General features: G+C 28.8%; 10 protein-coding genes and 1 tRNA gene. 5 read left to right on the forward strand and 6 right to left on the reverse strand.

Annotation, left to right across the window (positions count from 1 at the left end; genetic code table 11):
* Positions 1 to 45 precede the first annotated feature (45 nt).
* The 4 genes from metE to H0H45_RS02645 all read right to left on the reverse strand — a co-directional run bounded on the left by metE (position 46) and on the right by H0H45_RS02645 (position 4,997).
* On the reverse strand, positions 46 to 2,334 hold the full coding sequence (metE, locus tag H0H45_RS02630; protein ID WP_185866509.1) for a 5-methyltetrahydropteroyltriglutamate--homocysteine S-methyltransferase: 2,289 nt from the start codon (positions 2,332 to 2,334) through the stop codon (positions 46 to 48).
* A 99-nt stretch (positions 2,335 to 2,433) separates the two neighbouring features.
* On the reverse strand, positions 2,434 to 3,636 hold the full coding sequence (locus H0H45_RS02635) for a putative sugar nucleotidyl transferase (RefSeq protein WP_185866510.1): 1,203 nt from the start codon (positions 3,634 to 3,636) through the stop codon (positions 2,434 to 2,436).
* Positions 3,637 to 3,894 carry a type B 50S ribosomal protein L31 gene (locus tag H0H45_RS02640; RefSeq protein ID WP_185866511.1) on the reverse strand — a complete coding sequence of 86 codons (258 nt, stop codon included), beginning with the start codon at positions 3,892 to 3,894 and terminating at the stop codon, positions 3,637 to 3,639.
* Positions 3,891 to 4,997 (reverse strand): 3-oxoacyl-ACP synthase III family protein, encoded by a 1,107-nt coding sequence (locus H0H45_RS02645; RefSeq protein WP_185866512.1) that lies wholly within the window; start codon positions 4,995 to 4,997, stop codon positions 3,891 to 3,893. Before H0H45_RS02645 ends, H0H45_RS02640 begins: the two co-directional genes overlap by 4 nt.
* Positions 4,998 to 5,086: 89 nt before the next feature.
* Here H0H45_RS02645 and ubiE point away from each other — a divergent pair, with 89 nt between their 5' ends.
* The 5 genes from ubiE to H0H45_RS02670 all read left to right on the forward strand — a co-directional run bounded on the left by ubiE (position 5,087) and on the right by H0H45_RS02670 (position 10,745).
* Complete coding sequence (gene ubiE, locus H0H45_RS02650) at positions 5,087 to 5,818, forward strand: bifunctional demethylmenaquinone methyltransferase/2-methoxy-6-polyprenyl-1,4-benzoquinol methylase UbiE (protein WP_185866513.1); 732 nt, start codon at positions 5,087 to 5,089, stop codon at positions 5,816 to 5,818.
* Positions 5,819 to 5,822: 4 nt separating this feature from the next.
* Positions 5,823 to 7,331: a GH3 auxin-responsive promoter family protein gene (locus H0H45_RS02655; protein WP_185866514.1), complete on the forward strand. Its 1,509-nt coding sequence runs from the start codon at positions 5,823 to 5,825 to the stop codon at positions 7,329 to 7,331.
* A gap of 69 nt (positions 7,332 to 7,400) precedes the next feature.
* Complete coding sequence (gene rpsO / locus H0H45_RS02660) at positions 7,401 to 7,670, forward strand: 30S ribosomal protein S15 (RefSeq protein WP_185866515.1); 270 nt, start codon at positions 7,401 to 7,403, stop codon at positions 7,668 to 7,670.
* A gap of 57 nt (positions 7,671 to 7,727) precedes the next feature.
* Positions 7,728 to 9,866 (forward strand): polyribonucleotide nucleotidyltransferase, encoded by a 2,139-nt coding sequence (locus tag H0H45_RS02665; RefSeq protein WP_185866516.1) that lies wholly within the window; start codon positions 7,728 to 7,730, stop codon positions 9,864 to 9,866.
* A 15-nt stretch (positions 9,867 to 9,881) separates the two neighbouring features.
* Complete coding sequence (locus H0H45_RS02670; protein ID WP_185866517.1) at positions 9,882 to 10,745, forward strand: sigma-70 family RNA polymerase sigma factor; 864 nt, start codon at positions 9,882 to 9,884, stop codon at positions 10,743 to 10,745.
* A gap of 9 nt (positions 10,746 to 10,754) precedes the next feature.
* Here the strand turns inward: H0H45_RS02670 and H0H45_RS02675 are convergent.
* Positions 10,755 to 10,828, reverse strand: a tRNA-Arg gene (locus H0H45_RS02675).
* Positions 10,829 to 10,845: 17 nt separating this feature from the next.
* Positions 10,846 to 11,598, reverse strand: a 753-nt coding sequence (gene tpiA, locus H0H45_RS02680) for a triose-phosphate isomerase (protein ID WP_185866518.1), incomplete at its 5' end; no start/stop codon positions are given.

The raw sequence follows: 11,598 nt of genomic DNA on the forward strand, positions 1-11,598 counted from the left end.
TATTTTACACAAATATAGAAATATCCTTTTTGATAATAGATTTTTCTATCTAATTTTTTCTCTTGCCTTTTTTGCTGCTTCTGTCATATTTTTAAGTGAAGGAAGAACTTCCTCCCATTTTCTAGTTTTTAATCCACAATCTGGATTAATCCAAATATTTCTGATTGGTAATTTATTAGAAGCTTTTTGAATTAAATTAAATATTTCTTCCACAGTCGGAATTCTTGGAGAATGAATGTCATATACTCCTGGTCCAATTTCATTAGGATAAGAAAATTCTGAAAAGGCCTGTAGCAATTCCATTTTAGACCTGGAAGTTTCCATAGTAATGACATCTGCATCCAAATCTGCTATATGTTCTAATATATCATTAAATTCACTATAACACATATGTGTGTGAATTTGTGTTTCATCTTTTACTCCGCTTGAAGAAATACGAAAAGCTTTAATAGACCAATCAAAATATCCTTTCCAATCCTTTTTTTTTAAGGGAAGTCCTTCTCTCAGAGCTGGTTCATCTATTTGAATGATTTGAATTCCAGATTTTTCTAAAGATTCTACTTCATCTCTAATAGCCCAAGCAATCTGATAAGCAGTAGTATAAAGGGGTTGATCATCTCTGACAAAAGACCATTGTAAGATAGTCACAGGTCCGGTTAACATTCCTTTCATTAACTTATTCGTTTTCGACTGTGCAAAACAGATCCATTTAACTGTCATATCATGAGATCTGCTTACATCTCCATAAATCACAGGAGGTTTCACACAACGACTTCCATAACTCTGAACCCATCCATTTTCAGTAGAAAGAAATCCTTTTAATTTTTCTGAAAAAAATTCTACCATATCATTTCTCTCAAACTCTCCATGCACCAAAACATCTAGATTTATTTCTTCTTGTTTTCGAATAAGATCTATAATAAATTCTTCAATTCTTCTCTCATATTCTTCTTGACTTAATTCATCTTTCCGAAATTTATTCCTTAAAGTACGAATTTCTTTTGTTTGAGGAAAAGAGCCAATCGTAGTAGTAGGAAACAAAGGAAAACGAAATTTCTTATGTTGTTTTTTCTGACGTATTTTAAAAGAATTTTTCCTTTTTATCTCCTCTTTTTTTACTTGTAAAATTCTTTTTTTTACCTCTTTATTGTGAATAACTGAAGAATCTTTTGCTTTTTCCAAAGAATCCAAATTTTTCAATAAAATCTTCTGATTTCCCTTTATGATATTTTCTAAATCACTTAATTCATAAATTTTTTGTTTGGCAAAAGACATTCTGTTTTTTATATCTGGATGAATAGATCTCTCATATTCTATATCTAAAGGAACATGTAAAAGAGAACAATTAGGCGAAATCATTACTCTTTTTTCTCCTAAAATTTTGATGGATTTTTCTATGTGTTTAATGGAATTCATATAATTATTCTTCCAAATATTTCTTCCATCGATTAATCCTAAAGATAACATCATCTCTTTGTCTCTTAAGAAATTTAAGATATCTTCCAATTGTTCTGGATTTTCTATCAAATCAATATGTAAAGCTTTTATAGAAATTTCCCTAAGAAGAAATAGATTTTCAGAAATTCCATCGAAATAAGATGTTAATAAAATATTAATTCCGGAAAACATATTGGATATTTTTTTGTATGCATATTGAAATGCCTCTATTTCTTTTTTAGTTAAATCTAAAGCTAAAACAGGTTCATCTATTTGAATCCAAATAGCTCCTTGAGCTATCAATTTTTGTATGATTTTGATGTAAGCAGGAAGAATGTTCTCTATTAAATCCATTCTATGAAAAGATTTATTCTTCTCTTTTCCCAAAAAAAGAAAAGAAACAGGACCCATCAAAACCGGTTTTGGAATTCCATTGACTAAAAATTGTCTAGCTTCTTTAAACTCTTCGAATACTTTTTTAGAGAAAACATGAAATTTTTGATCTTTTTGAAATTCTGGAACTATATAATGATAATTCGTATTAAACCATTTAGTCATTTCCATAGCCTTGATATCCCATCCATTTTTTTGAAATCCTCTAGCCATAGAAAAATAAAGATCAAGATCATCATGTATAATGGGAATTGAAGAATAGGATTCTGGGATTACCCCTAATAATAGAGACATATCCAATATGTGATCATAAAAACTAAAATCATTACACGGAATCAAATCTAAACCAGATTTTTCTTGTGTTTTCCAATTTTTTTCCCGTATTTTTTTACCAATGTGGAATAATTCCTTCTGAGTAATTTTCTGATTCCAGTAAGCTTCACAAGCTCTTTTTAATTCCCTTCGTATTCCTATGCGAGGATAACCTAAATTATGTTTCAGCATAAAATCATTTTATTTATTATACAATCTAAACTAAATAACTAAAAAAAATTAGAGTTTATATATCCATTCTTTGGATAGAAAAAGAAATAAAAATATATTTCATTCATACATAGAATTATATAAATATTCTAAAATCTCCTTATCTGAAAAAGAAAAAGGAACATTTCTCCTCTTCATCATCCTTTCAGCTGTTTCACATACTTCTTTAAAAGAAACGACTTTTCTTTCTTGTATTCCACCTAGGGTGAAAGAAGGAATGTATCTAGGTGGAAATCCATATCCAAAAATATTCGCATTTATGCCTACGATTGTAGCTGTATTAAATTGAGTATTAATCGAAGATTTCGAATAATCTCCCATAATTAAACCAAAAAATTGAACATTAATAGGAAAAAAATCTTTTTTTTCATAATTCCAAACTGTCACATTAGAATAATCATTTCTTAAATTAGAGATATTAGTTCCAGCACCTAAATTACACCATTCTCCCAAAATAGTATTTCCCAAAAAACCATCATGAGCTTTATTAGAATAAGAAAATATTACAGAATTCATTATTTCTCCCCCTACTTTACAAAATGGACCAATAGTTGTAGATCCATACACTTTAGTTCCCATATTTAGTGTAGATTTTTTACAAATAGCTACCGGGCCTCTAATCATAGATCCTTCCATAATTTGAACTCCTCTTTCAAGGTATATTGGACCTAATTTTGCGTTTAATACGATATTTTCTGCTATGAGGTCTTCTTCTAAAAAAATCTTTTCCTTGAAAATGAGGCGGTTTTTTCCAAACAAAGAAAAGGAATTTTTTCCTTTTGTTAAAAAAGAAAAATCTTGTTTCAAGATAATTTCATTTTTTATAAATATATCCCATGGATGTTGGATGTATACCACTTGATGAATATGATATATTTTTTTATACTTTTTCAGATGAATAGGATCTATTCTATATCTATAATGAGATCTTCGTACTGCTACCATTTTTTCCTTGAAAAATATAGCTTCATCCTCTTTCAAACTATAGATTATTGGAATCAATTCTTCATTAGGAATCAATGAAGAATTGATGAATAATATATTTTTTAACACGTCTTTAACAGTAGGAAAATTTTTTCCCATTCCATATTTTTTTGAAAGATATGGCTTAGTAAGAATAAGAGCTTTTCCTCCAAGATATTTTTCCCATCTTTCTCTTATTGTTAAAATTCCTAAACGGATTTCTGAGATAGGCCTAGTCAAGGTAATAGGCCGCAAATTTTTCCATTCTTGACTTCCATCATATAATATAAAAGAATCCATTTATCCAATTTTTTTATATTTTTCATATTTTTTCTTAAATCTTTCTGCTGGTCCTGTTCTTCCTAAAAATCTCTTTTCTCCAGTAAAAAAAGGATGGGAATAGCTAGAGATTTCCATTTTATATAGTGGATAGATAGATCCATCTATTTGAATAGTCTCTTTAGTTTTTACTGTAGATCTACAAATGAACATTTTTTCGTTATTAATATCTTTAAAGACTACAGGTCTATAATTTTCAGGATGTATTTTTTTTTTCATAATAATAATTTTTTTGTAGGAAAACGATAAATCATCCCATTTATATTCATTCCTGCTCCTAATGAAGCCATCATGATGGTATCTCCAGGTTTAATTTCATGAGGAGGCATTTTTCCTTGAAGAATCAAATCTAACAAAGTTGGTACCGTCGCTACAGAAGAATTTCCTAATTTTTGAATAGTCATAGGCATCAAATTTTGACAAAAATCTTTGTTAGAAGATGAATAGTTATACAATTTCAATAATCTTTTTAAGATAGCATAATCCATTTTTGCATTAGCTTGATGAATAAGAATTTTTTTTATATCCTTAAGATGTAAATTTGCACGATCTAATATACTTTTTAGCATATTTGGAACTTCTGTCAATGCATATTCATAGATACGTCTTCCATTCATTCTAATATTTACTAAAGATTTTTTATAATCAGGATTTAAAGAAGGTCCATTAGTCAAATAATGTAATTCTTCATTGTTATCGCATTGAGAGTCATAATAAAGAATTCCGTGATTTCCTTTTCTTATTTCCATAGCGGACAAAACGGCAGCTCCCGCTCCATCTGAAAAAATCATAGCATTTCTATCATGTGGATCTATTACCCTAGATAAGGTTTCAGAACTAGTAATCAGTATATTTTTTGCGTATTTAGATCTTAATAATTGATCTGCTAATATCATTCCTTCTATCCATCCTGGACAACCAAAAATCATATCATAGGGACGACATTTCTTATTTCTTATTTGAAGTTTATTTTTTACTCTAGCAGCTATAGAAGGCACTAAATCAGATTGAAAAGAAATAGGATGCAGATCTCCATAATTATGGGCAGATATGATGTAATCTATTTTTTCTTTATAAATTTTTGAATTAACTAAAGCTCTTTTTGCAGCTATAGTGGCCATATCAGAATTAAATAAAGTGTTATTTACATATCTTCTTTCTTTTATCTCTGTAATTTTTTGAAACTTTTTAATAATATCTTCATTTGATTTATCAATTTTAACCCCCTTCTTATTGTAAAACGTATGTTTTAAAAAATGATCACTTTTTATAACCTTTTTTGGCAAATAATGCCCCGTCCCTGTAATGATTGATCGAATCATTTTTTTTTTGTAAATAATAACTAAAAAGTAAAAAAAATTCTTTGCAAAGAATCGTTTTTCTTAAGTAAATTATACATATAAATAATATTATGAACAAATATCCTTTTTCTTCGAAAGAAGAAGAATTAACAAAAATGTTTGATAATATTTCATCTAAATATGATTTTCTTAATCACCTTTTGTCTTTTGGAATAGATTTTATATGGAGAAAAAAAGTAATAGAACTACTAACTAAATTTAGTACAAAAAACATCAAAAAAGTATTGGATATAGCTACAGGGACCGGAGATTTGGCACTATTGATAGCTAAAAAATTTCACAAAACTTATGTTATTGGGTTGGATCCTTCTACAGAAATGCTAAAAATAGCCAGAAATAAAATAAAAAATAATTTTTTGAAAAAAAGAATTCAATTTGTTCAAGGATATTCACAAAATATGCCTTTCGAAAACGCTATTTTTGACGTGGTTACCATCTCCTTTGGAGTAAGAAATTTTCAGAATTTTCATCTTTCTTTTCAAGAAATATATAGAATTCTTAAACCAATGGGAATTTTGGAAATATTAGAGTTTTCTAAACCATCGAATCCTTATATAAAAAAATTTTATCATTTTTATTCTCATTCTATTCTTCCCAGAATAGGAAATTTTTTATCAAAAAATAATTTTGCTTACAATTACTTACAAGAATCTATTAAATCTTTTTCTTATTGTGGAAATAAAATGAAAAAATTTTTAAAAGATTCCGGATTTCATCCCATACATTCACAAAAACTAACATTTGGAATTGTATCTATTTATTTATCCAAAAAAATAATCTAATATAATGAAGTATTTGTCTGGATATTTCACTTCTTCTTTTCTTAAAAAAAGAATAAAAAAAATCGAATCTATCATTCGTAATCCAATAGAAATACAATACAAATTAATTCATCAATTGATGGCTTATGCTAAAAATACGGAATTTGGAAAAAAATATGGATTCTACGATATAAAAAAATATCAACAATTCTCTGAAAGAATACCTATATGCAAATACACAGATTTACAACCTATAATTGAAAGAATTCGTAAAGGAGAAAAGAACTTATTATGGCCAGGAAAAGTAAAATGGTTCGCTAGATCTTCTGGAACTACAAGTACGAAAAGTAAATATATTCCTGTCACAAAATTATCCATGCATGAATGTCACTACAAAGCTGGAAAGGACATGTTGTCTATATATATTCATAATCATCCAAAAACAAAGATCTTTTTTGGAAAAGCTTTACGTTTAGGAGGAAGTCACGAATTATATAGAAATTATAATACTTTTTATGGAGATTTATCTTCTATTTTAATCAAAAATCTACCTTTTTGGGCAGAATATATTAGTATTCCTAGAAAAAAAATAGCTCTTATGAGTGAATGGGAAGAGAAATTAGAAACCCTTGTTAAAGAAACAGCTAAAAAAGATGTTCGTCTTCTATTAGGAGTTTGTTCTTGGCTCCTAATCTTTTTAAATCATTTATTAAAAAAATTTGACAAAAAAAAAATCAATGATATCTGGCCCCACATAGAAGTCATCTTTCATGGAGGCGTAAGTTTTCAACCATATAAAGAACAATATAATGATTTATTTAGTAGTCATTCGGTAAATTACTATAACGTATATAGTGCTTCAGAAGGGTTTTTTGCAGTACAAGATCAAAAAAACGTAGAAGATCTTTTACTTTTATTAGATCATGGAATTTTTTATGAATTTATTCCTATGGAAGAAATCCATAATCCTTATCCAAAAATAATTCCTATTGAAAAAGTGGAATTAAAAACGAATTATGCCCTAGTGGTTTCTACAAATGCTGGACTTTGGAGATATATAGTTGGAGATACTATTAAATTTACCAGTTTATCTCCGTACAGAATTTCTATTTCTGGAAGGACCAAGCACTATATTAATACTTTTGGAGAAGAATTAATCATAGAAAATGCAGAAAAAGCTTTAAATATAACTTGCCAAAAAACAGATTCTATCATTCATGAATATACAGCTGGTCCTATTTATATGAATCAAAAAAATTCTGGTGCTCATGAATGGATTATCGAATTCAAAAAACCACCAAGAGATTTATGTTATTTTCGGGATATTTTGGATAAAGAATTAAAGTTCTTGAATTCTGATTATGAAACTAAAAGATATAAAAACATGATATTACGTCCTCCGGTAATATTCGTGGCTAGAAATGGATTATTTTACGATTGGTTAAAAAAAAACAGAAAACTAGGTGGTCAAAATAAAATCCCCCGTCTATCCAATGACAGAAAATATATAGATTCTCTGCTAAACATGAAATAATAGAATATAAAAAAAACATATTAGAAAAATGTTTTTAACTTTATTCTCAGAATAATAAAGATTATATGTATGTATTTGAATGCAGAGAAAAAAAAAGAAATATTTCAAACTTATGGGACTTCCGTTTTCGACACAGGTTCTCCAAAATCTCAAGTAGCTTTATTTACTTATCGTATTAATCATTTAAGTAAACATCTTAAGAATAACCAAAAGGATTTTAATACTGAAAGAGCACTAGTAAGATTAGTAGGAAAAAGAAAAAAATTACTAAAATATATAGAAAAAAAGGATATAAATAGTTATAAAAAAATTATTCAACTCCTAGGATTAAGAAAATGATCATTACATGCATGTGATTTCTTCTATTAATTAATAAATAAGAATTAAGAATAAAATATGCCAGATACACTAAAAGAAATCATATCTTTAGAAGATGGTTTTCCTATTGTTATAGAAACAGGAAAAATAGCTAGACAAGCAGATGGGGCAGCTATTGTTCGGTCGAAAAACACCATACTGTTAGCTACTGTAGTAGTTTCTAAAGAAATAAAAAATGAGATTAATTTTTTACCATTAACAATAGATTACAGAGAAAAATATTCTGCAAGTGGTAAAATTCCTGGTGGATTTATAAAAAGAGAAGGAAGACCTTCTGATGAGGAAATTTTGACTATGAGACTAGTTGATCGTGTCTTAAGACCTACTTTTTCAGAATCGTTTCGAAATGAAATACAAATCATGATTTCTCTCTTATCATATGATCAAACAGTTTTGCCAAATGAATTAGCTGGATTAGCCGCTTCCACAGCTTTATCCATAGCTGGGGTCCCATTTAATGGACCTATCTCAGAAATCCGGATTATCCGCATAAATGGAAAATTCATTATAAATCCAAGTTTAGATCAATTAGAAAAAGCAGATATAGATTTAATAGTAGGAGCTTCTGAGCATTCCATTATCATGATAGAAGGAGAAATGAAAGAAATTTCAGAAAAAGAATTTCTACAAGCCATAAATATGGCTCATAACGCTATAAAACCTCAAATAGAGGCTCAAAAAAAATTGGTAAAAAAAATTCCAAAAAATCGTTTTTTTAACTTTCAAGAGAACAATAGGATAATCATAAATCCTTCCTTAGAGAAGGAATTCTTAGAAAAAGAACTTTTTTCTTTTTCTTACGAAAAAATTTATAGAATATATAAAGATTTTTTGGATAAAAAGACTAGGTCTATTCAAGAAAAAATTATTTTAAACAATTTTAAAAAAGAATTATCCATAGAAGAGAGGGAAAAAAATGAAATTTTTATTGATCAATATTATGAAGAGATTAAAAAAAGAGTAGTCAGACATATGATTTTGGAAGAAGGAATTCGACTAGATGGAAGAAAAAACCAACAAATACGTCCCATATGGAGTATGGTGGATTATCTTCCTGGAGTCCATGGTTCCGCTTTATTCTCAAGAGGAGAAACTCAATCGTTAACTACTGTAACATTAGGTTCCTCTTTGGATGCAAATAAGATTGACAATGTTATTATGGAAAACCAGGAAAGATTTTATCTCCATTATAATTTTCCTCCTTTTTCTACAGGAGAAATTCGTCCAATTAGAGGAGTCTCTAGACGTGAAATAGGCCATGGAAATTTAGCACAACGTGCTTTAAAAAATGTAATTCCTGATAATAATCCATATACAATTCGTGTAGTCTCGGATATTTTAGAATCTAATGGGTCTTCTTCTATGGCAACAGTTTGTGCAGCTAGTTTAGCCTTAATGGATGCAGGTATAGCTATTGAAAATCCTGTTTCCGGTATTTCTATGGGGTTATTTACAGATAAAGAAAAAAAAGTGATCTTATCTGATATCATGGGAGAAGAAGACGGATTTGGAGAACTTGATTTTAAAATAACAGGAACAAAAAATGGAATCACAGCATGTCAAATGGATGTAAAAAAAATACAAGGATTGACTAATGATCTTTTAAATCAGATTTTAATGCAAGCTTTAGAAGGTCGTCAGTTTATTCTAAAAAAAATGCTGGAAACTTTACCAAAATATAGAAATCAACAAAAACCGAACGCTCCTAAAATATATACTTTCAATATTCCTAAAGATTTCATAGGATCGGTTATTGGTCCTGGCGGAAAGGTGATTCAAGAAATACAATCTTGTACAGATACTAGTATCCTTATTGAAGAAAAAGGAGATATGGGGGCTATTGAAATTATAGGAAAAGATTATAAAAAAATGAAAAAAGCCATTAATAGAATTAAAGAAATTACTTTCGTTCCTGAAATTGGAAAGGTTTATAAAGCAAAGGTCAAGTCCATAAAAGATTTTGGAGCTTTTGTAGAGATCTCTAAAGGAGTGGAAGGTCTATTGCATATTTCTGAAATAGGATGGAAAAGATTAAATAATATAGAAGATGAATTGCACATTGGAGATATTATTGAAGTAAAATTTATGGGAATTGATGATAAAAATAAAAAAATAAAACTTTCTAGAAAAGTGCTTTTACCTCGTTCAAAGAATTAAAAATAAGAAAAATACATGAGACAACTTAAAATTACTAAACAAGTAACAAATCGTGAATCTGAATCATTAGATAAATACCTTCATGAAATAGGAAAAATTCCCCTATTGACCCCTGAAGAAGAAGTTGAATACGCTCGTAGAGCAAGAGAAGGCGACTCATCTGCTATAGAAAAACTTGTTAATGCAAATTTACGTTTTGTAGTTTCTGTTGCTAAACAGTATCAAAATCAAGGATTAAGTTTATGTGATTTAATTAATGAAGGAAATTTAGGTTTAATAAAAGGAATTTTACGTTTTGATGAGACTAGAGGATTTAAATGTATTTCTTATGTGGTTTGGTGGATTAGGCAAGCTATTTTACAAGCCATAGCAGAACAGTCCCGTTCGATTCGTCAACCTACAAATAAATTAGCTTTATTGAATAAAATACTAAAAACTCTAGCTCAATTAGAACAAGAACTTCAAAGAACGCCTTCTGCAAGAGAAATAGCAGAACATTTAGATATGAATGAAAAAGATGTGGAGGAATCTATCAAAAATTCAGGAAGACATGTCTCTATGGATGCTCCTTTAATAGATGGGGAGGATTCTAATTTGTATGATTTGGTAAGGTCAGATGAATCTCCTCGCCCAGATGAACATTTAGAAAGAGAATCTCTTCGCAAAGATATCAAAAGAATTTTGGAAACCTTAAGCGAAAGAGAACGTCGTGTGATCATATTACATTTTGGATTAAATGGGTCTCCACCTATGACTCTGGAAGAAGTTGGACAATCTTGCGATTTAACCAGAGAACGGGTAAGACAAATTGAGAGTATAGCTTTAAAAAGATTGAAACATTCTTCTAGAAGCAAAATCCTAAAACCTTATTTAGGATAATAATCCATGAGACCTCGAAGGGATTCGAACCCATAACCTTCTGATCCGTAGTCAGATGCTCTATCCTATTAAGCTACGAGGCCTAACCCATATAAATATATTAAGATTGAATAATTTTCAAAAATTTTTCTATTTCTAGTGAAGAATTTCCTACAAGACCTCCATCTATATCTTCTTGAGAAAAAAGATTTCTTGCATTGAAATCGTTTATACTTCCTCCATATAAAATAGACATTTTTTTGGAAACTTTTTCTCCATATTTATCTAGGAATAAAGATCGAATATATCGATGCATGGTTTGAGCTTCTTCAGAAGTTGCTGTTTTTCCGGTTCCGATGGCCCATATAGGTTCATATGCTATGATAAAATAGCTAATTTCTTCTAAAGAAGAACAATGAAATACAGTTTCTTCTAATTGTTTTTTGACAATCAAAAATTGTTCGTTTTTTTCTCTTTCCAAAGCAGTTTCTCCGATACAAAAAATAATATGAAAACTATATTTTAATGCTATTTTAATTTTTTTTAGTAATATATCATTTGTTTCATAAAAATATTTTCTTCGCTCACTATGTCCTAATATCACTTTATGAATTCCTATGGATTTTAACATGGAAGCAGATACTTCTCCAGTATAAGATCCATTTTCCATTAGACAAATATTTTGTGCTGCAAGACTCAAAGAACTTCCCTGCAATATTTGATTTGAAATATGCAAGAAAGGAAAAGATGGAGCGATAATTATTTTCTTTTTGTTATTGATTTTTTTTTCAAAAAAAATTTTTAATAAATTTCTGAGAAAAGAAGTGGTCTCATAGAAATCATGATTCATTTTCCAATTCGCAATTACAATTTT

Source organism: Blattabacterium cuenoti, from assembly GCF_014252095.1.
Taxonomy (GTDB): domain Bacteria; phylum Bacteroidota; class Bacteroidia; order Flavobacteriales; family Blattabacteriaceae; genus Blattabacterium; species Blattabacterium cuenoti_F.